At 46.7% G+C, this 22,033-nt stretch carries 13 protein-coding genes; 7 read left to right on the top strand and 6 right to left on the bottom strand.

Going from position 1 to position 22,033, the window contains the following annotated elements; genetic code table 11:
* Positions 1-220: 220 nt before the first annotated feature.
* A complete protein-coding gene (locus QUA36_RS20225) occupies positions 221-370 on the bottom strand; it encodes a hypothetical protein (RefSeq protein ID WP_333458867.1) in 150 nt (49 codons plus the stop codon).
* 10 nt (positions 371-380) lie between these two features.
* Here QUA36_RS20225 and QUA36_RS20220 point away from each other — a divergent pair, with 10 nt between their 5' ends.
* Positions 381-764, top strand: a complete 384-nt coding sequence (locus tag QUA36_RS20220) for a hypothetical protein (RefSeq protein ID WP_333458866.1) — start codon at positions 381-383, stop codon at positions 762-764.
* 91 nt (positions 765-855) lie between these two features.
* Here the strand turns inward: QUA36_RS20220 and wecB are convergent, their stop codons facing one another.
* Entirely contained in the window at positions 856-1,968 is a 1,113-nt protein-coding gene (gene wecB, locus QUA36_RS20215; protein ID WP_333455422.1) for a non-hydrolyzing UDP-N-acetylglucosamine 2-epimerase, read from the bottom strand.
* Positions 1,969-2,224: 256 nt separating this feature from the next.
* On the opposite strand from wecB, the gene QUA36_RS20210 reads away from it, so the two are divergent.
* Entirely contained in the window at positions 2,225-2,794 is a 570-nt protein-coding gene (locus QUA36_RS20210; RefSeq protein ID WP_333458865.1) for a pseudouridine synthase, read from the top strand.
* A 189-nt stretch (positions 2,795-2,983) separates the two neighbouring features.
* Here the strand turns inward: QUA36_RS20210 and QUA36_RS20205 are convergent, their stop codons facing one another.
* On the bottom strand, positions 2,984-3,829 hold the full coding sequence (locus QUA36_RS20205; protein WP_333458864.1) for a hypothetical protein: 846 nt from the start codon (positions 3,827-3,829) through the stop codon (positions 2,984-2,986).
* A 196-nt stretch (positions 3,830-4,025) separates the two neighbouring features.
* Between QUA36_RS20205 and ctpB the strand changes: the two genes are divergently transcribed.
* Positions 4,026-5,345: a carboxyl-terminal processing protease CtpB gene (gene ctpB, locus QUA36_RS20200; protein WP_333452433.1), complete on the top strand. Its 1,320-nt coding sequence runs from the start codon at positions 4,026-4,028 to the stop codon at positions 5,343-5,345.
* A gap of 88 nt (positions 5,346-5,433) precedes the next feature.
* Here ctpB and QUA36_RS20195 read toward each other — a convergent pair whose 3' ends face one another.
* Complete coding sequence (locus QUA36_RS20195; RefSeq protein ID WP_333161352.1) at positions 5,434-6,738, bottom strand: Nramp family divalent metal transporter; 1,305 nt, start codon at positions 6,736-6,738, stop codon at positions 5,434-5,436.
* 41 nt (positions 6,739-6,779) lie between these two features.
* Positions 6,780-6,995: a hypothetical protein gene (locus QUA36_RS20190; protein WP_333458863.1), complete on the bottom strand. Its 216-nt coding sequence runs from the start codon at positions 6,993-6,995 to the stop codon at positions 6,780-6,782.
* Positions 6,996-7,153: 158 nt separating this feature from the next.
* Between QUA36_RS20190 and QUA36_RS20185 the strand changes: the two genes are divergently transcribed.
* The gene (locus QUA36_RS20185) at positions 7,154-7,891 is read left to right on the top strand and encodes an IS1 family transposase (protein ID WP_333458869.1); all 738 of its coding nucleotides are present in this window, start codon (positions 7,154-7,156) and stop codon (positions 7,889-7,891) included.
* Between the two features lie 82 nt (positions 7,892-7,973).
* Here QUA36_RS20185 and QUA36_RS20180 read toward each other — a convergent pair whose 3' ends face one another.
* On the bottom strand, positions 7,974-12,788 hold the full coding sequence (locus QUA36_RS20180) for a glutamate synthase-related protein (RefSeq protein WP_333458862.1): 4,815 nt from the start codon (positions 12,786-12,788) through the stop codon (positions 7,974-7,976).
* Positions 12,789-13,952: 1,164 nt separating this feature from the next.
* On the opposite strand from QUA36_RS20180, the gene QUA36_RS20175 reads away from it, so the two are divergent.
* The 3 genes from QUA36_RS20175 (at position 13,953) to QUA36_RS20165 (ending at position 22,030) form a co-directional block, all read left to right on the top strand.
* Complete coding sequence (locus QUA36_RS20175) at positions 13,953-19,445, top strand: AAA family ATPase (RefSeq protein WP_333458861.1); 5,493 nt, start codon at positions 13,953-13,955, stop codon at positions 19,443-19,445.
* Between the two features lie 114 nt (positions 19,446-19,559).
* Entirely contained in the window at positions 19,560-21,692 is a 2,133-nt protein-coding gene (locus tag QUA36_RS20170; RefSeq protein WP_333458860.1) for a phosphodiester glycosidase family protein, read from the top strand.
* Between the two features lie 155 nt (positions 21,693-21,847).
* Complete coding sequence (locus QUA36_RS20165; RefSeq protein ID WP_333458859.1) at positions 21,848-22,030, top strand: hypothetical protein; 183 nt, start codon at positions 21,848-21,850, stop codon at positions 22,028-22,030.
* The last annotated feature ends 3 nt before the right edge of the window (positions 22,031-22,033 follow it).

Raw genomic sequence — 22,033 nt, 5'->3', positions numbered from 1 at the left:
ATTTAACAAGCTCCTAAATTCACTTATCATGCTTTCCTACTTTTGTCAAGTTCTAATACTGTACCTACGCCCTAGTCAATCGCCAGTTATTAGCAATAGTACATCCACAGATGAAGATTCATCGAATTTAGTCTATGGCTTACTTGGGTTGTTATTCATAGCATTCATAGCATTCATAGCGTTTATACCTTGCTTCATTATTTTCAGGATATTTCGCAGCTTATTTTCTCGGATATCTCGTTACCGCCACCGCTGTTATCCGCGCAATTACAGCAGTAACAATTGCAATTACAGCACTAACAGTCCCAATTACAGCAGTAACAATCACAATTACAGCAGTAACAATCACAATTACAGCAGTAACAGTCACAACTATTGTGGTGGGGCTGGCGACTACAGCAGTAACAGCATCGATTACTGTACCAGTAGCGACTACAGCAGTAGCAGTAGCGACTGCGGGGGTAGCTTTGGCGGTGGCGACTCCAACGGTGGCGGTGCCGGTGGCGATTACAGCAGTAGCAGTAGCGACTGCGGGGGTAGCTTTGGCGGTGGCGACTCCAGCGGTGGCGGTGGGGGTAGCGATTACAGCAGTAGCAGTAGCGATTATTGCGGTGGCGGCGACTACAACAGCAGTAGCAGTATCGACTACAGCAGTAGCAGCGACTACAGCAGTAACAGTAGCGACTACAGCAGTAGCAGTAGTAGCAGCGATTCTAGTAGTGGGGGTGGCGGTGGGGATTGGTAATTCGAGAATGGAGGTATAAACCGAGTTTTTTTTAACAGGAATTAGTCCCCCTCTGCGGGGACTTTATTTGTTTAATTACGGCTTCAACTGCCCAACTCGCGATGGAGTAGTTAACTAAAATACTCTTCAACAATTTTCAAAATCCGCGAAGCGGCCAAACCGTCACCAAAGGGATTAATTGCCATTGCCATTGCGTTGTATGCTTCGGAATTGCTGAGCAATTCTGCCGCTGCCGAGAAAATTGTATCAGAATTTGTACCTACAAGTTTAGCAGTACCTGCAGAAATTGCTTCTGGTCTTTCTGTGGTTTCTCGTAATACTAAAACGGGCTTGCCCAAACTAGGTGCTTCCTCTTGCAAGCCGCCGGAATCTGTGAGGATTAAATGACATCTCTGAATGGCTCCTACTAATTCTGCATAATCCAATGGTTCTGTTAAAAAGATTCTGGGATGGTCGCCTAAAAGAGCTTTTAAAGGTTCTCGGACTGTGGGATTTCGATGTAGAGGTAAGAGCAAGGCTGTATCGGGAAATTTATCTAAGATTTGGAGAAATGCGTGAGCAATTCCTTGTAAGGGTTCTCCCCAATTTTCGCGACGGTGAACAGTTGCTAAGATAGTGCGATATTGGCTCCAATCTAAGTTAGGAATGTTGCATTCTGGTTCGCGTTTGGCGACAGAAAGCAAAGCATCGATTACTGTGTTGCCTGTACGGTGAATTTCTCCCAAAACGCCCGATCGCCCTAAATTCTCTTGGGCCAGCTCTGTCGGGGCAAAATGCAGCCTTGTGAGCTGAGATATCAACCGTCGGTTAGCCTCTTCGGGGTAAGGATTGAACACGTCGTCTGTCCGCAATCCGGCTTCTACGTGACCTACGGGTATTTTCTGGTAAAATGCAGCCAAAGTAGCGGCAAACGCTGTCGTTGTATCGCCCTGTACTAAGACGATGTGGGGCTGCAATTCTTTAAACAAGGCTTCTAAACCCTGCAAACTCCGGGATGTAATATCCGTCAAGGTTTGCTGGTGCTGCATAATTGCTAAATCCCGATCGGCTTTTAGATCGAACATTCGCATTACTTGTTCGACCATTTCTCGGTGCTGACCGGTTAAAATTACTTGGGTGTCAAAGGTTGGCGAACTTTTGAAGAGTTGAATTACTGGGGCTAGTTTAATCGCTTCCGGGCGAGTTCCTAAGACGATGCAAACGCGGTGTGTGGCTTCGGGCATGGTAAAATTGGGTAGTTGAGATTTGCGATGCTATTAAAGGCTGAATATTTTATAGCAGGTTTGAATCGCTGGTTAACAAAATTTATTTTTTTAGGAACCGCAGAGGGCGCAGAGGAGGGAGAAAAGAGAGATAGAAATTGGTTTGACGTTGGGTGGGGGCGGGTTTTTGAGATTGTGAGTTTTAGCCAATTATTGTCGGTGAAACCCGCCCCTACAAATTTATTGACATTAGTACATTCTTATTTTTAAATTTGTTATGCCTTATCGTTACATTCTATTTTACAAACCTTATGATGTTTTAACTCAATTCACTGACAACTCCAGCGAAACTAAACGCAGCACTCTCAAAGACTATATTCCTATTCCTAACATTTATGCAGTAGGAAGGCTCGATCGCGATAGTGAAGGTTTGTTGCTGCTAACCGATGATGGACAAATGCAGCACCGCCTCAGTGACCCGAAATTTGCTCATCCCCGCACTTACTGGGTGCAAGTGGAACGAATTCCTGATGCAAGTGCGATCGCAGCTTTGCAGACAGGTGTCACAATTCAAGATTATCGGACTCGATCGGCAAAAGTGCAATTATTGTCAGCAGAACCACCTTTGCCGCCCCGCGAACCACCGATTAGATTTCGCAAAAACATACCGACAGCTTGGCTGGAAATGACTCTCACAGAAGGCCGGAACCGCCAAGTCCGCAGGATGACTGCAGCAGTAGGGTTTCCGACGCTGCGGCTAGTCAGGTGTGCGATCGGGCATTTGCGTCTCGAAGGCCTCCAACCCGGTGAATGGCGGGAACTAACTCAAGCCGATGTGAGATTTTAGATTTTAGATTGGAGAATTACAGTCAACAGCCTTGACATTTAGGACATTCTTGATATCTGAAACTATTACTGCGACTGCATTTCCCTTCTTCCTTCTTCCGACTTCCATCGGACTGAAATCCGTTAAATCCGTTAAATCCGTTACATCCGTTACATCCGTTACAGAATCCGTTGCCGAACTTCCTTCTGCTTACTTTCGAGGCGGCAAAATAAAACTCTCGTTTCCATCCTTATCTTTTTGCACCTGAGCTCCCAACTTCACAAGAGCTTGTTTCGCCCTTTGACGCACCAACTTATCAGTTGTTTGAGCATAAACTGTGCTCCAAGCATTAAACCGCACCGGCACGCTATCGGGATCTCGGCGCAAATACTCAGCAGTTGCTCGAAACATCGGCGCCAATTTCGACCCTTGCGGGCTTCCTTCCACCCAATCAGCGGCCATTTCGTGAGAGCGAATTGAGTCGGGAATATCCCCCAACAGCAGCAACTCATCAATACCTTTAGTTCGCCACACTATCCAGGATTGGGAATGAAGTTGCGGCGAAACGGCAAGGGCCCTAGTACCACGCTCTATAAAGTTAACAGCAGTTTCAGGCTTTCCCTGATAAAAAGAAATAGCTGTGGAAAGAAACAGGTAGATGTCAGCCCACCGCGGGTCGCGCTGCGTAACTATGTCAAAATAATCTTGGCTCAGATCGTAGCCCGTCACATCTCGGGCTTCGTCGTCGCCAAAATACTGCAAAAATTTGAGAAATGTCCAATCTGCAATTAAATTGTCAAATCCAAAACTAGGAATAGTTTTGAGCATTTTTAGCCGCAGGGCTTCTTGCTGCGCTTCTTGCTGTGCAGCTTGCTTGAACTGGGCAGCAGATATTCCAGAAGGCTGCTTCTGCCCCTGAACGCCAACTGGGGACATTCCGCCCAACTCCCCGCTAGACTGCATGGCGACGACCCCCGCCAGCGCTGCTAGACCGATAACTCCATTAAGGAGCAGGCTCAACCACTTACGCGAAAATTGTTCGATTTTAGCTTCCACGGCACTTTATAAATCCAAGTTTTAAATTAAGTTTATTGAAAGAGAGTAATAATTGGTTGGCGATCGACTATGAATCTCGTTAAACTGTCCAAAGGGATGGTGGAGCCTCCACACAATAGTTGAAGTAGTAGTGTGAGATTTTTTAGCAATATAAAATCTCAAATCTAAAATCTAAAATCGAATTGAGCCAAATTCAATGAATCAAGCCCGCAGACGCTTTTCTAAATTACAGGCAGCCCTGTTCAGTGGGGCGATGGCAACAACCGCTTCGATATCTTTACTCGTTCCTGGGCTGAGTCAATCAGTCCGCGCCGAGCTTCAAGATAGCCCCAAAGCTGTCTTAGATGAAGCTTGGCAAATTGTGAACCGAGACTATGTTGATGGCAGCTTTAACAAGACTGACTGGCAAGTGACCCGCCAAGAACTGCTGAGCAAAAATTATACCTCTCGCGAAGCTGCCTACACCGCCCTCCGCAAAGCCCTAGAGAAATTAAACGACCCCTACACCCGCTTCATGGACCCGAAGCAGTATGAAGCGCTGACGAATCAGACATCCGGGGAATTGACAGGGGTGGGGATGAGGCTGGAAGAAGACGAGAAAACGAAAGTGATTACCGTAGTCGAGCCGATGGAAAATTCCCCGGCCCTGAAGGGAGGGATTCTAGCGGGCGATAGGATTTTGGTGATTGACGGCAAAACTACCAAAGGCATGACTGTCTCGGATGCGGCTCAGATAATTCGGGGCGACGAAGGCACGAAAGTCACGCTGCGGATTGCTCGTGAGGGCAAAAGCGAATTTGATATTACTCTGACTAGGGCGAGAATTGAGGTAGCAGCGGTTCGCTACAGCCTCAAGAATGAAGGCGGTCAGAATGTGGGTTACATCCGTTTGCAAGAGTTTAGCTCCCACGCGGGCGAACAAATGCAGGCGGCGATTAAAAAGCTCTCGGATCAGAAAGCTGACGCTTTTGTTTTGGATTTGCGGGGCAATCCCGGCGGGTTACTGCGAGTGAGTATTGATATCGCTCGGATGTGGATGGATACAGGGGCGATCGTCCGCACAGTCGATCGCGCGGGCGATTCTCAGGAAATGCGCGCAAACCGCACTGCAATAACTGACAAGCCTTTGGTGGTGCTCGTGGACGATAACTCTGCCAGCGCCAGCGAGATTTTGGCCGGTGCTCTGAAGGATAATAAGCGCGCAACTGTGATGGGCGGCCAAACTTTTGGCAAAGCTTTGGTGCAGTCGGTGCATTCTTTGGCTGACGGTTCGGGATTGGCGGTGACGATCGCTCACTACTATACTCCCAACGGTACGGATATCAGCCACAAGGGGGTTACTCCCGATGTTAAGGTGGACATCACAGACGAACAAAAGCTGAAATTAGCTAACAAACCGATGTTGGTTGCGACTAAGGACGATCCTTGCTACGCGCAGGCGATCGCACTTTTGAAAACTACTGCTTCCTCGGCGCGTCCCGTGGCCGCTCATGAGGTTCTTGTTCCTAAGAAGTAGTTGAAATTAGCACTTATTAACAATTAGCTTTAAGATGAAACCCGCGCCGGCGGGTTTTATTTTTGTAGTTTTATTTAGCCTCAGATTGCTAGAAAATGGTTTGTAATAACAGCCAACTATTTAATCCTACTATAATACTAGCCACTAACCAAGCTAAGGCTTTCAGCCAAAATGGATTCACAAACTCTCCCATTAAGTTGCGGTTTGAGGTAAACATTACCAAGGGAATTACTGCAAACGGTAATTGCAAACTGAGAATCACTTGACTGAAAACCAGTAAATTAGTTGTACTACCTTCCCCAAACAAGATAATTACGATCAAAGCCGGCACAATTGCAATCAGTCGAGTCAGCAAGCGTCGCAACCAAGGTCGCAGTCGAAAATTTAGAAACCCTTCCATCACAATCTGTCCTGCTAGAGTTGCAGTCAAGGTTGAATTCTGCCCCGAAGCTAATAAAGCAAAGGCAAAAATTGCACTAGCATAACTCACCCCCAGTACCGGAGAAAGGAGTTTGTAAGCATCTTGAATTTCAGCTACTTCTTGATAGCCCGAAAAGTGAAATGTTGCAGCAGACAATATCAGAATTGCTGAATTAATAAACAAAGCTATTGACAGCGCTACGGTAGAATCAATTGTGCCAAATTTAATTGCTTCCCATTTTTTCTCGGAGGTTTCTTGCCAAGCACGAGTTTGCACGATCGACGAATGCAAGTAAAGATTGTGCGGCATCACAGTTGCCCCTAAAATACCAACCGCAATATAAAGCATTCCCTGATTTTGCAAAATCTCTAGCTTCGGAACATAACCGAGTAAAACTCCTCCGGTATCTGGTTTGGCAAAAAATATTTCGGCAATAAAACAACCGCCAATAATTGCAATAATCGTAATTACCAAAGCTTCGATATAACGAAATCCTTTCCCTTGTAAAAATAACACCATTATCACATCTAGCGCAGTGATGCACACACCCCAAACTAAGGGAATGCCAAATAGCAATTGCAGTCCGATCGCACTTCCAACAAGTTCCGCTAAATCGCAAGCTGAAATAGCAATTTCACAAAGTATCCACAGCAAAAAACTAACTCGCGGACTGAAATAATCTCGACAAGCTTGTGCCAAATCTCGTCCCGTTGCCACTCCCAAACGCACGCAGAGTGATTGCAGCAAAATTGCCATCAAATTAGATAGCAAAATCACAGTTAATAGCGCATAGCCAAACTTTGCTCCCCCCGCTAAATCAGTCGCCCAGTTTCCGGGGTCCATGTAACCCACTGAAACTAAATATCCAGGCCCTGCGTAAGCCAGCATTGTACGCCAGAAGCCTTTGCTGTTGGGAACCGGGATGCTGCGGTGGACTTCAGGAAGGCTGGGTCTGTTTTCGGGGTGAGTCATTGGTTTTACCGTTAAATAATTTTCATATTCTTTTCATAATCTCACAAAGGTAGCGGAATTTCATCAGTCGCATCGAAATCCGGCAGAGTCACCGTATATATTAAGTTGTGTATATTTTGAGCCTGAACCGAGGTGCGCGATCGACTATGATGAGGTCGATCGCCTGAGTGACAGCTTGATCGCCTGAGTATCGGTACGATCGCCTGACAGACTCTTTTAAGATACAAGGGGCGGGTAAACCTGCCAATATCTACCAATAATTAACAATCTCAAAAACCCGCTTGACCGGGATATCACGGTTAATAGCGAGGAACACTACCCCCGTCAGATAAAGAATGCCGGCGTTTGTGAATTAGGGTATGATGATTTGAGAGTACGAGCGCCAAAAAATAACACTTCACAAAACGCAGAGCTTATAGAATGTCCTGAATGTCAGTCAACTCATGTTAATAAAAATGGTCATAAAAAAGGTAAACAGAATTATATTTGTGTCGGTTGTGGTAGACAATTTATAGAGGGCTATCAACCTCATAAAGGTTATTCTGAAGATGTGAAACGTGAATGTCTCAAAATGTATGTCAATGGCCTGGGTTTTCGAGCAATTGGGAGAGTCAAAAATGTGCATCATACGACAATCATTAATTGGGTCAAACAAGTAGGAAAACTCTTGTCAGATTTTTATGAGGCAGAAATAACTCCACAAGTGGGAGAATTAGATGAATTAGAGACATTTGTTGGCTCAAAAAAAACTTGCACCAGGTTATGGACCGCAGTAGACCATTTTAAACCAGGTATTATAGGATGGGTTTTAGGCGGCCATAGTGCCAAAACCTTTGAACCACTATGGGAGATTGTTAATAAATGGAAATGCAATTTTTATGTGACAGATGGATGGAAAGTTTACCCAAAGTTTATTCCCGATGGAGATCAGATTATTAGCAAAACATATATGATAAGAGTTGAGGGTGAGAAGACAAGATTAAGGCATTATTTGGCTCGCCTAAAACGAAAAAGTCTTTGTTATTCTAAATTAAACAGCAAGTTGCTAAGATATTCAATTCAGTTACTAATTCACTATCTAAAATTTGCAGATGTTCCAGTTCCGTATCAAAATCAAATAAATCATTTTCGCTTGTCTGCGATCGCACTATAAGTTTATCATACCTTGATTCAGCAAAGTTGATTAAAAAAGGGGCAACTCGCGTCGCCCCTCATCTATTTAAGCAACTGTAAAATTACACTTCCACAGCAATCTTTTGTTCCGAAGCCTCCGGCGAATTCGCTTCACTTGGCGGCACAACTTGCCAGAACTTAGGCAAATATTCCGACCAATTTGCTAAAATCTTCTCAGCTTTCTTGCTGCCAGTTCGATCGCACTGAGCCTCAATCAACTCCTTCAATTGCGCCTCCCCAGCCGCCGTACAAACCCGCTGCATCTTCACAATCTCCCCGTTGACATGAGCCGGGAAACTGCCATCTTCATCGAGGAAATAAGCCAAGCCGCCAGTCATTCCAGCGCCGACGTTGCGGCCGACTTTTCCTAACACGACGATCGCGCCGCCAGTCATGTACTCGCAGCAGTGATCGCCCGCACCTTCAATCACAGCTTTCGCCATCGAGTTACGCACCGCAAACCGTTCGCCAGCTTTACCCGCAGCCAACAGAGTTCCGCCCGTCGCACCATACAAACAAGTGTTACCGACGATCGCATTTTCAGAAGCATCATAAGTCGCACCAGCCGGCGGTGCGATCGCGATTTCGCCGCCGTGCATTCCTTTACCAACGTAGTCATTGGCTTGGCCTGACAGTACCAGCGTCATCCCCGGCAAATTGAACGCGCCGAAGCTTTGGCCCGCGCTACCAGTGAAGTTGAGGGTGATTTGACCGCTAAAGCCGGTGTTACCGTGTTGCTGTGCGATCGCACCACTGATTCTTGCGCCTACAGTGCGATCGGTATTCACCAATTTTACATTCTTGCTAACAGTGCCGTGATTGGCGATCGCACTTTGAATCTCAGCATCCGCCAGCAAATCGTCGTCTAACACAGGCCCGTTGGTGTTTACGTCGCCGTGGATCAAGAAAGCTCGATCGCTCTTAGTATCCGGTAACTTCGTCAAACAATCCAAATTAATCGCTTGAGTTTTAGTTAGTTTCACCCCATCGCGCATTTTCAGCAAATCCGCACGGCCGATGATATCTGCGATCGACTTATAACCCAATTTCGCCAACAAACTCCGCACTTCTTGTGCTACGAAATAGAAGAAATTAACAACGTGTTCCGGCGTTCCGGGGAACCGTTTCCGCAAGTGTTCTTGTTGAGTAGTCACACCCACCGGACAACTATTCATGTGGCAAACGCGAGCCATAATGCAGCCTTCTGCAATCATTGCCACCGTGCCGAAACCGTACTCTTCGCCACCCATCAAAGCGCCTACAATCACGTCCCAGCCGCTTTTAAAGCCACCGTCAACGCGCAGCAAAACTCGATCGCGCAATTTATTTTCCATCAGCACCCGGTGAACTTCTGTCAATCCGAGTTCCCACGGAGAACCTGCGTGCTTAATCGAACTCAATGGAGAAGCACCAGTGCCGCCATCGTGACCGGAAATTTGAATCACATCAGCATTTGCCTTGGCGACACCAGCGGCTACAGTCCCGATGCCGACTTCCGACACCAACTTCACCGAAACTCCTGCTTTCGGATTGATTTGGTGCAAGTCAAAAATCAACTGCGCCAAATCCTCGATCGAATAAATGTCGTGGTGAGGAGGAGGCGAAATCAGCGTCACACCCGGTTTCGATCGGCGCAAATAAGCAATATACTCGCTTACTTTCGGCCCCGGCAATTGACCGCCTTCACCCGGTTTCGCACCTTGTGCGATTTTAATTTCAATTTGTTGGGCGTTCATCAGGTACTCAGGAGTCACGCCGAAACGTCCCGAAGCTACCTGTTTGATTGATGAAGAAGCTGTATCGCCGTTCTGCAAACCTTTCAAGTGAGGTAGCGTTTGTGACAAACCGGCTGCGCTCACATCGTTTAGCACTTTGTAGCGCACCGGGTCTTCGCCGCCCTCGCCGGAGTTGGATTTGCCGCCGATGCGGTTCATCGCAATCGCTAGCGTTTCGTGGGCTTCCGGGGACAAAGCGCCGAGGGACATACCGCCGGTGGCGAACCGCTTGACAATATCTGCTACAGATTCTACATCTTCGATCGCAATGGGAGGGCGATCGCTCTGGAAATCGAGCAAATCCCGCAAAGCCGTTACCGGGCGATTTTCGAGCTGTTGCTTGTAAACCTCGTAGTGATCGTAAGCCGTTTTTGCCTCAGTGCGATCGTCCCCGCTCGCGCCAAGGACTGAATTACCGTTACCGTTGCTTCCTTCTTCCTCTTGCCTTCTTCCTTCTTCCTTCTTTCTTTTTCCTTCGTTAAAAGTAGTCACAGCCTTGTGCAAAGCCTTCGCCATTTCCGGGCTGTTCATGTGATATTCACCGCCCCGGCGGTACTGCACAAAGCCGTAATTTTCCAGCTTTTTGAGGTGCAATTCTGGGAAAGCCTGACTGTGGAAAGACATTACCTCGTTAGCCAGTTCCGCCACACTCAAACCGCCGATGCGGGAAACAGTGCCTTTGAAACCCAAATCGAGCAAATCGCCGCCAATGCCGATCGCCTCAAAGATTTGCCCTCCTTGATAGCTAGACAGCAGCGAAATCCCCATTTTCGACATAATCTTCAGCAAGCCGTTTTCCACCGCTGTGCGGTATCTAGCTTGAGATTGTGTCACGGTAATATTGGGAACTTTGCCGTGCTGCATCAAGTTTTGAGTCTTGGCGTCAGACCACCAGGCGCGCACGCTTTCCAATGCCAAGTAAGGGCAAACAGCCACCGCCCCGTAACCGAGCAAACAAGCGAAGTGGTGAGTGCTCCAGCACTGGGCCGTATCGACAACCAGCGAAGTTTGCATCCGCAGCCCGACGCTAATTAAGTGGTGGTGAACCGCGCCAACTGCCAGGAAGGGCGGAATGTAAGTATATTCAGCACTCAATCCCACAGCAGAAGATACATCTCCTTCTTCCTTCTCCCCTCTTCCTTCTTCCTTCTTCCTTCTTCCTTCTTCCTTCAAAGCTCGATCGCTCAAAATCAGAATTCTCGAACCCTCGCGCACCGCTTGAGCCGCCTCTTGACAAAGTTGCTCGACTGCGGTTTTCAAACCTCCAGGCCCGGCAGCAATTTTGTAAAGCGTTGACAATTCGGTAGCCGGGAAAGACTTTTGCTCTTTCAAGAAATACAGTTCAGCGTCGTTGAGTACGGGGGAATCAATTTTCAGCCGCTTGGCATTTTCCGGCACTGCTTGCAGTAAATTGCCCCGCAGACCCACACTCATCGTCAGCGACATCACCATCCCCTCGCGCAGGGGGTCAATCGGCGGATTTGTCACTTGAGCGAACCGCTGTTTGAAATAGTTGTACAGCAACTGAGGCTTTTCTGACAACACAGCTAAGGGAACGTCGTCGCCCATGCAGAAAGTCGGTTCTTTCCCAGAGCTCGCCATCTCGACGATCACCATGTCCAAATCTTCGGCCGTGTAGCCGAAAGCAGTTTGGGTGGCCAACAGCGTTTGCGAGTCGAGGGTTGCGGTTTCCGCAAAAGGCTGCGGCTGCAAGATTTCGCGGTTTTGTTTCAGCCATTCGCCGTAGGGATGCCGCTTAGCAATGCGCTGCTTGAGTTGCCAATTTTTGAGAATTTCGTTGGTTTGCAGGTCAACTGCAATCATTTGTCCGGGCCCCAAACGGCCTTTTTCGACAATATCTGCTTCGGGAATATCGACAACTCCGGCTTCGGAAGCCACAATTACCAAACCGTCTTTAGTAATGCAGTAGCGGGCCGGCCGCAAACCGTTGCGATCGAGCGTAGCACCTACTTGTTTGCCGTCGCTGAACACCAGCAGTGCCGGGCCGTCCCAAGGTTCTTGAATGCCGCTGTAATATTCGTAAAAATCGACAATTTCTGGATAAGGAGCCAAATCCGGCTGATTTTTGTAGGCTTCGGGCACCATAATTGTCAGGGATTCTAGGGGGGTGCGGCCGGAGTGCACCAACAATTCCATCACGTTGTCCAAGTTTGCCGAATCGCTGCTTTCGGATTTGACAATTGGGTTGAACGTGTCGATGTCCGCTTGACTCCAATTCGGGTGAGCTAAATTGGCTTGCCGCGCCGTCATCCAGGTAAGATTGCCCAACAGCGTGTTAATTTCCCCGTTGTGTCCCAGCAAGCGCATCGGCTGGGCTAAGTGCCAGCGGGGCATCGTGTTGGTACTGAAGCGCCGGTGATAAACGGCAAAGGAGCTTTTATAAGCGGGATTTTTCAGGTCTTGGTAAAATTCTGCCAGTACGGCCGATCGCACCATGCCTTTATAGACGATCGTGCGGCAAGAGAAAGAGCAAGTATAAAATTCTCGGCGGGTGAAGTTGGGGCGATTTGACAGGGCGTGTCCGATCGTGCGGCGCGCCAGAAATAGGTTTCTGTCGAGTTCGTCTCCGGCTAAGTGCGGTGAACTGACTATTACTTGTTCGATTTGAGGTTGATGTTCTAGCGCTTGCTCGCCCAAAACCGACGGTACAATGGGAACTTTGCGCCATCCCACAACTGTTAGCCCGCGATCGGTCAGAACTTGCTCAACCACCTGCCGCGCTATAGTTGCTTGAAATTTATCTTGAGACAGAAACAGCATTCCCACGCCGCAGTTTTCCCGCGCCGGAGGCACAATTCCTTGTTCGGCAAACCAAGCATCCAGCAATTCCCAAGGAATCGCGGTCATTAAACCCGCACCGTCGCCGGAATCTTGGTCGGCGCTGCAACCGCCACGGTGTTCTAAACAAGTTAAAGCTGGGAGTGCTTTTTCAATAATCGAGTGGGTCGCTTCGCCGCTTTGGTTGGCAATAAACCCCACACCGCAGGCATCTCTTTCTTCCACTAACCAGCTTTGGCCGGCATAGGGAGTTCCTCGCTCAGTCTGATGCACGTTTCTGTTTGGATCGATCGTGTTACCCATGTTAATTGAATGTTATTTCCGTGATTGTGTGGTTGATGCGTTTTTATAGCTCGGAGAGAAGGCTGCCGAGCGGTGGGAGCCTAGTAAATTTTAAAACAGCATATTGGAAGCTGATTTGATAAAAATTTACGTCGATGCTGCCTGTACTTAGCACTGAAACCCTGTTTGCAGATTTTAAATTATCTCGCTCGCATCGTCTCGGAGATGTCTCCTAGAATACCCTGCTGTTAAAAAGCAGTGATTCTTTGGGAAATCGCCGCCCTGCAAATAGATACATTGCTGGCGATTCCCTACGGGATAGCTGCGCTTCACGAGTTTTTTGTGTGTGTTTTTCCTGAGTCCGCAAGGGTAGCCTTGCAGCGAACACAGGTAGATAGTAACTTTAGCGTTATTTTGCTTGCTGCGCTGTTGAGTTGCTTTCGTCAGCGCCTGCAGACACAAAACCCACCTGCCGGCTCAGTCGGTAGGTGCAATGTAGCAGCGCGGTTCACAACTGGTGAAACTTGTCTTATTGTGCAGTCAACTCTCGGGCCGCGAACATCAATTCTATCAAGAAACTGATAAAATTTCACCCATTACAGTCAGAGTTGGGGTGCAAGTCTTATAAGCGATCGTCCAGAACCCAGGCTAAGATGCCTAGCAGAAAAAGGTTGACAGTTTTCCCTAAGCCTATTTTGTATTTTTTTACCCACAAACGTTTTTGACACTCTCCGGTCTACAGACGCGCTTGATTCTTGATTCGTTGAGGCGATTTGCTGATGCAGGATTTCTAACCGTAACCCTGTCTGAATTAAATACTTGGTCTAAGTATTCAAATCAGACATTGAACTAATACCAAGACGCATCGTTAATTAACTTAGCTAGGCAAGAATTTTTCCCCCTATTTTTTATCCTATTAATTAGATTCTTAACTTCCTCTTCAATGAACGGCTGTCATTCAATCAGCGTTATACTCCTTCATTTTCTACTTAGCCTCAACTCCTGTATCAATATCTCTTACCTAAAATATTAAGTCTTATTTTTAAAATGGCGTTTTCATAATTTGAGGTACAAAGTAGATTAAACTAAGTATAGTTAATCAATAGCACGGCCGATAGAGCGAAAATAGTAGATAGTAACTCTAAAAAGCTTCAGGCTTGACAGAAGCAGTAGGAATACGTAGATATGGCTAGCATAACAAATATTTTTCGAGGATATCAGATTAACGAGCAAATATACGCAGGCAATCGAACTCTAGTTTATCGTGCCCGTCGGTCTTCCGATCAGCAGCCCGTAGTGATAAAACTGCTGCGAAATGACTTTCCCCGCTTCCACGAACTGGTTCACTTCCGCAATCAGTTTGTCATTACTAAAAACTTAGAGATACCCGGCACTGTCAAGGCATACAGCCTGGAAACTTACCATAACCACTATGCTCTGGTGATGGAAGACTTTGGCGGAATTTCCTTAAATAGCTACCTCGCTAGTTTAGTGTTCGCCAGCAAGGAACCTCTGGAAGGCTTGCCCATTAACGAGTTTCTTCCCATTGCAATTCAAATTGCCAACTCGCTTGATGGACTTTATCGCCACCACATCATCCATAAAGACCTCAAACCGGCGAACATTTTAATTAACCCTGTCAGCAAACAAGTTAAGTTGATTGACTTCAGCATCGCTTCTCTGTTGCCGCGCCAAACCCAAGAAATTCAAAATCCCAACCTCCTCGAAGGCACTTTACCTTACATATCTCCCGAACAAACTGGGCGAATGAACCGAGGCATTGATTACCGCACAGATTTCTACTCTCTGGGAGTTACATTCTACGAACTGCTCGCGAGACAGTTGCCTTTCCAAAGCGAAGATCCGATAGAGTTAGTACACTGTCACCTTGCCAAGCAGCCTATTCCAGTTCATCACCTCAACAATAACGTTCCATTGGTCCTATCTGAAATTGTTAGCAAACTGATGGCGAAGAATGCTGAAGATAGGTATCAAAGTGCGATCGGACTCAAGTTTGATTTGGAAACTTGTTTGTACCAGTGGCAACAAACTGGAGAAATCGCCTCTTTTAAACTAGGGCAGCGAGATTTGTGCGATCGCTTCATCATTCCCGAAAAATTATATGGTAGAGAGATCGAAGTATTCTCCCTAGTGACAGCCTTCGATCGCGTGAGTGCAGGAAGCGCGGAAATGATGCTGGTGGCTGGCTTCTCAGGCATTGGCAAAACCGCCGTTGTCAACGAAGTTCACAAACCCATTGTCGCAGCTAGAGGCTACTTCATCAAAGGCAAATTCGACCAATTTGGACGCAGCCAACCCTTCTCAGCTTTTGTACAAGCTTTTCGCGATCTAATGGGTCAATTGTTGAGTGAAACCGACGCTAAAGTTGAGCAGTGGAAAACTCAAATTATGACAGCATTGGGCGAGAATGCTCAGGTAATCGTTGAGGTAATTCCTGAACTAGAACGGATTATCGGAGAGCAACCACCCGCACCAGAACTTTCGGGCAGTGCTGCCCAAAATCGCTTCAATCGGTTATTAGAGAAGTTCATTCAACTCTTCGCCACCCAAGAACATCCCCTCGTCATCTTCTTAGACGACTTGCAATGGGCCGACTCAGCCTCATTGAACTTGATTCAACTTTTGATGAGCGATCGCGATCGGCACTATCTCTTATTAATTGGAGCGTATCGAGATAACGAAGTCAGTCCCGTACACCCTTTAGTGCTGACATTATCCGACATTCAACAAACCGGAGCTACGGTAAACACCATTACCCTCGCACCGCTCGATTGCTTCAATTTGAATTGCTTGATTGCCGATACTTTAGTTTGTTCTAGAGCGTTGGCTATGCCCTTAACAGAACTGATCGATCAAAAAACCCAAGGTAATCCGTTTTTTAGCACGCAATTTCTCAAATCTTTGCATGAAGATGGGCTAATTACCTTTAATTTTGAGGAGCGGTATTGGCAGTGCGATCTCGCCACAGTGAGAACCTTAGCCCTGACAGATGATGTTGTAGAGTTCATGGCGCTTCAATTGCAAAAGTTGCCACTCGATACGCAAGAAGTTTTAAAGTTAGCTGCCTGCATTGGCAACGAATTCGATTTGGCAACGCTGGCGGTAGTTTGTGAAAAATCTTCGTCCGAGACGGCAGCAAATTTGTGGCCAGCTTTGCAAGCAGGGTTGATTCTCCCACTGACTGAAGTTTATAAGTTTTTTACTTCAGACGAGTTTGAATTCAGAAATCAGGATGCAGAAGGAGAAAGCAATACTTCTGACTCGTGGTTCCAGAATTCCGACTCCTGTTATTACAAATTTCTGCACGATCGCGTACAGCAAGCAGCTTACGTTTTGATCCCAGAATCTCATAAACAATCCACTCACCTCAATATTGGTCAACTTTTGTTGACTAATACTCCAACAACCGAAAGGGAAGAGAAAATTTTTAATATAGTCAACCAGTTCAATTATGGTGTTGATTTAATTACGGAGCCAACCGAGCGTTACCAACTGGCTGAGTTGAATTTGATCGCGGGACGCAAGGCGAAGACTGCTACTGCTTATGCTGCAGCACGCAAATATTTAAGTTTTGGCAGGCAAATCCTAGCTGCCGATAGCTGGCAAACTCACTATGAAACAGCCCTGGAACTGCACGTATTAGCGGCAGAAACTGCATACCTGAGCTATGATTTTCAGGAAATGGAGGAATTAGCAGCTTTAGTCTTGCACAATGCCAGAACGCTGCTGGATAAGGTCAAAGTTTATGAAATCGAGCTTTCTGCTTGTACGGCGCAAGTCAAACCTCAACAAGCCGTTGAAATGGGCTTAGCAGTTCTCAAACTCTTGGGAATCTGTTTTCCAGAAAATCCTACACCTGCAGATATTCAGCAAGGACTAGAGCAAACCGCGTCACTTTTTGCAGGTAAAAAAATCGCGGATTTTATTGATTTGCCAGAAATGGAAAATCTCCAAAAGCAAGCAGCCTTGCGAATTTTATCAGCTATAGTTTCTCCAGCCTACATCACTGCTCCACTTCTCCTGCCACTGGTTATTGTCGAAATGGTTCAGTTGTCGGTTAGTTATGGGAATGCTCCCTTATCTGCTTTTGCTTACGGCTTGTATGGATTGGTATTAAGCGGTGTAATTCAAGACATTGAAACAGGGTTTGAATTTGGGCAGTTGGCGTTAAATATTGTGGATTTATTTAATGCTAATTACCTCAAAACCAAAGTGTATTATACAGTCGGCGTTCACATCATACATGGTAAACATCATGTTAAAGAAACCATCCCTCTTTTAAAAGAGGGTTACGCCAGAGGACTGGAAACAGGAGAACTAGAATTAGGATATTCAGCCAAAGAAATCTCTCAATATTCATATTTAATCGGTCGGGAAATTGCGGGACTCGAAGAGGAGGTGGCGACCTACTGCACTGCGCTGGTTCAATTTAAACAAGAAGCAGCGTTAAATTATACTCAAATCGTTCATCAGGCTTTATTAAATCTGCTGGGGAAATCGCAAAATCCCTGTCAATTTGTGGGAGATGCCTACAATGAAGAAACAATGCTCCCTTTTCACATCCAAGCCAACGATCGTAACGGACTCCACTATTTTTACTTCCATAAACTGCTTGTGTGTTACCTGTTTGGAGAAACCGAGCAAGCTTTAGAAAATGCTCGGCAAGCCGAACAGTATTTAGACGCAGTGACGGGTATGCTCAATGTGCCGATGTTCTACTTTTATGACTCTCTAGCACGGCTGGGAGTGTGTAGCGAGGTGGATTCATCGGAAGAGAAACAAGAACATCTGGAAAAAGTGAAAAGCAACCAAGAAACCCTTCATAAATGGGCACATCACGCCCCCATGAATTTCTCGCACAAATGTTACCTAGTGGAAGCCGAAATGTTCCGAGTGTTGGGTGAAAATTTGCAGGCGATGGAGGCATACGATCGCGCCATTTTTCTGGCTAAAGAAAACGATTATCTCAACGAGCAAGCTTTGGCGAATGAATTGGCTGCTAAATTTTACTTGGCATGGGGGAAAGAAAAAGTTGCCCAGGTATATCTAAGAGATGCTTACTATGCTTATGCTCGTTGGGGAGCAAAAGCAAAAATCGACGATCTAGAACAACGCTATCCCGAACTTCTGGCTTCTATCTTGAAACAGGAAAATGCTCGTTCGTTCGAGAAAGGTACTACATCCCATGAGAATTCATTGATTTCTAGTCATCGCCAAACAATTGCTGGCAGTACGAGTACCACAGTAATAGATTTACCAACTGTTATCAAAGCTTATCAAGCTTTGTCGAGCGAAATTAAGCTTGAACAATTGCTCACTACCCTGATGGAAGTGGCGCTTCAGAATGCAGGCGCTCAAACAGGAGTATTAATTTTGAAAGAAGAGGACAACTGGACAATCGCCGTCCACTGTAGCGATCGCCAAGGCTGTCTTCTGCAAAAAACTATTGGGATTGAGGAGAGCGAATCAATTCCCCAGACAGTCATTAATTACGTCAAACGCACCCAGAAAACGCTAGTTTTCGATGATGTCAAGACTGAATTAATATTTGCTTCTGATCCCTATATCAAGCAGCACCAACCTAAGAGCATCCTATGTACTCCGATTATCCATCAAGGCAAAATGATGGCAATTCTGTATTTGGAAAATAATCTGACGACAGGGGCATTCACTGGCGATCGCGTCACCCTCCTTAACATCCTCTGCTCCCAAGCTGCCATCTCGCTGGAAAACGCCCGCTTGTATCAGCAATCTCAACAGCTTTATCAACAATCTCAGGATTACGGTCAAAAACTAGAGCACTCTATCAAGGATCTCAAACAGATGCAGTTGCAATTAGTGCAGGGTGAGAAGATGTCTGCTCTGGGAAATTTAGTCGCAGGGGTAGCCCACGAAATTAATAATCCCGTAGGCTTTATCGCCGGCAATTTGCAACCTGCTCAAGAATACGTGGGGGATTTATTCAATTTGATTGATTTGTATCAAGAAAAATTTCCCAATCCGGGAGTGGAAATTGAAGCAGAAATTGAGGACATGGACTTAGAGTATTTGCGAGAAGATTTGCCCAAATTGATTGGCTCGATGAAAGAGGGGGTCGAACGCATCCGCAATATCAGTACGAGTTTGAGAACGTTTTCCAGGGCAGATAGCGATCGACCCGTTTCTTTCAATATTCATGATGGACTCGACAGCACTCTGCTGATTCTCAAGCACCGTTTAAAAGCGAGCGAGTTCCGCCCTGCGATTGAAGTTGTGAAAGAGTATGGTAACTTGCCCCTAGTGAAATGCTTTCCCGGACAGTTGAACCAGGTATTTATGAATGTGCTGGCTAATGCCATTGACGCTCTGGAAGAGTCAAATAAGGATCGCAGTTTTAGTGAAATTAAAGCCCTACCTAATCAAATTACGGTTCAAACTGCTCTGAGCGAATCCAAAAATCAGGTTTTGATTCGGATTAAGGATAATGGAGTGGGGATGTCGCCGGAAGTCCAAGAAAACATCTTTAACCACTTATTCACAACCAAGCCTGTGGGTCAAGGAACCGGGTTAGGATTGTCGATCGCTCACCAAATTGTTCTGGAAAAACATGGAGGTACGTTACTCGTGAATTCTTCCCTGGGTCATGGTTCGGAGTTTGTGATTTCTATTCCGGGGTGAGCATTTCGTAGTAGGGTTTAGCGCAATTAGCTCAGTTTAGTAAGAAGAAACATACGGATATTCCGGGTTTCTAGACACCCATGCGTTTAGAAGTGAAATAGTGAGTTGTAAGCTGTGAAACGTAATTTTTTCTATTGGCGTCTAATATTGTCAGTCTCGATTTTACCCGTACTGGCGATCGCCCCGTCTTTAGTCTGGAATCAACCCGCAAGAGCACAACAGGGGGAGAGGGCTGGGCTGATTCATGCTTCGAGAGCTCGCCAGGGAATGAATTCCCTGGCTGATAGCGAAAGTCGGTTAAAACCGACTGAAATATTGACCGATAGTTCTCTTGAGAGAACTTCAGCTATGAGACAGGGGTTTCAACCCGTATGGGACTATAGGTTTTTGGCTCAATCTGTACCGCCCTCTTCGATAATTAGACAAGGCCGCCAAGTGTCTCTAAACGGCCGCATTCTCCCCCTAACTTGGACTCAGCAGCCTGCAAACAGCACTTCTGGGAATTTCCGAACTTGGATTGCTGACGTTGGATTGATGCAAGGTGCGGGAGTGGATTTGCTTAGCAGCGCCGACAGTATCAAACAACCGGTGCAGTGGTTTTCGGTCTCTTTAACCGGCGCTCAAAGCTTAGCAGCACGGGCAACAGGCCCGTATCGTTACTTAGATGTTACAGATTTTGCTAGACTTGCGGGCTGGGAGATATCTGCTGATGGGAATATTCTAAAAATTACTTCTCAAACTGCAAGTGTTACCGGAATTCGGCAAGCACAAATAGAAGCGGGCGATCGCATTGTTGTAGATCTCGATCGGCCAAATCCCTGGCAAGTCAACTTTGTCGATAAACCAATCCCGTCGCCGACACCGACACCCAACCCCCCGGACGACCCCACAAAGCCCGCTATCCCACTGCAAAACCTCCGCGCAGCGCCAAACCTCGAAACACCAGACGACCCGACCAAACCCGCTCTCCCGCTGCCAATAACGCCCGCAGCGCCGATCGCCGGTCAAGAATGGTCGATCGCGATCGATGCCAAAGCCGCACCCGCCATAATTCAGCAGACTTTCTCAACCAGCAAACAATTGCTATCACTAAAAGTCGAACCTGACGGCGTTCAAACCAAAGTCAAAGTGACGATTCCTTTAGGTTGGCGGCCACAAGTTTTCAGCCTGGGAAATCCCAATCGATTAGTAATCGACATTCGACCAGATTCGTTAGTAGAAAAAAACATTGTTTGGGCTCCTGGTGTGCAGTGGCGGCAGCAGTATCAGAATTTAGGAACGGCTCGTTTTCCAGTAGTTTGGTTAGAAGTTAATCCGCGTCAAGCGGGTGTAAAAATTCGACCAATTCTCAGCAATCCGCCTGCCAATCAAGGCACTGAACCTTTATTGCAAACAGCCGAAGTGTCGGGTGTGGCGGCTGCAATTAATGCAGGTTTTTTCAATCGGATAAATCGCTTAGCTTTAGGGGCAATTCGGCGCGACAATAAATGGCTTTCCGGGCCGATATTAAACCGGGGGGCGATCGCCTGGAACGATCGCGGAGAATTTGCGATCGATCGTTTAACTTTGCAAGAAACTGTGATAACTCCGGCAAATCAACCTTTGCCCGTTTCTCATCTCAATAGTGCCTACGTACAACCGGGAATCGGTCGCTACAATTCTGATTGGGGAACAACTTATACTCCGTTGTCTGGCAATGAAATAGTTGTGACAGTTGCGGGCGATAGAGTTGTCAGCCAATCCCCCGGAGGTGCGCCGGGAACAACAAGTTTTCCCATTCCAGCTAACGGTTATATTTTGGCTTTGCGTGCCGATTTTTCCCCTGCCTCTCAATTCACTACCGGTACATTATTGCGTCTAGAAAATAACACTTTTCCTGCTGATTTCAACCGTTTTCCGTACATTCTCGGCGGCGGGCCGGTGTTGGTACAAAACAGTCAAGTTGTGCTGGATGCTAAGGCGGAAGGGTTTAGCGATGCGTATGTTCGACAGACAGCAATTAGAAGTGCGATCGGGCGAACTGCTGCGGGGAATTTGCTGATTGTAGCCGTGCACAATCGCGCGGGCGGGGCGGGGCCAAATTTCGTAGAACTGGCGCAGATATTGCAGCAAATGGGTGCTGTGGATGCTTTAAATTTGGATGGGGGAAGTTCGACGAGTTTGTATTTGGGAGGGAGTTTGCTCGATCGACCTCCGTCAACTGCTGCGAGAGTCCATAATGCGATCGGTATTTTCATTCAACCATAAACCGTCACGTTAAATTGTAGGGTGCGTCAGCGTCCGTTATCTTCTCAAAAATTGAGAATCTCCGCACCGGGGCACCTGACAAACTCTTGTCCCCTCCTTATTAAGGCAGGGCGGCTTCTTTGTATGTGATGATAACGGGATATTCCCCGCGCAATTTGCAGGATCAAGACCAGTTTTTGGCGGTTTTGCAAAATGATGGGGTTCCTGTGCCCGATCGCACTTCTGCGATTCCTCAACCGCTAGCCACAGTTATCGATCGCGCTTTAATTGACAATCCTGAAATTTATTATAAAAGTGCAGCGGAATTTAAACAAGCCCTATTCAATCGTATATCGTAATTT

The organism is Microcoleus sp. Pol10D4, assembly GCF_036701555.1.
In the GTDB taxonomy this organism is placed as follows: domain Bacteria; phylum Cyanobacteriota; class Cyanobacteriia; order Cyanobacteriales; family Microcoleaceae; genus Microcoleus.
Note: the sequence above shows the minus strand (reverse complement) of the source record. Positions and strands in the feature narration are given on the sequence as shown.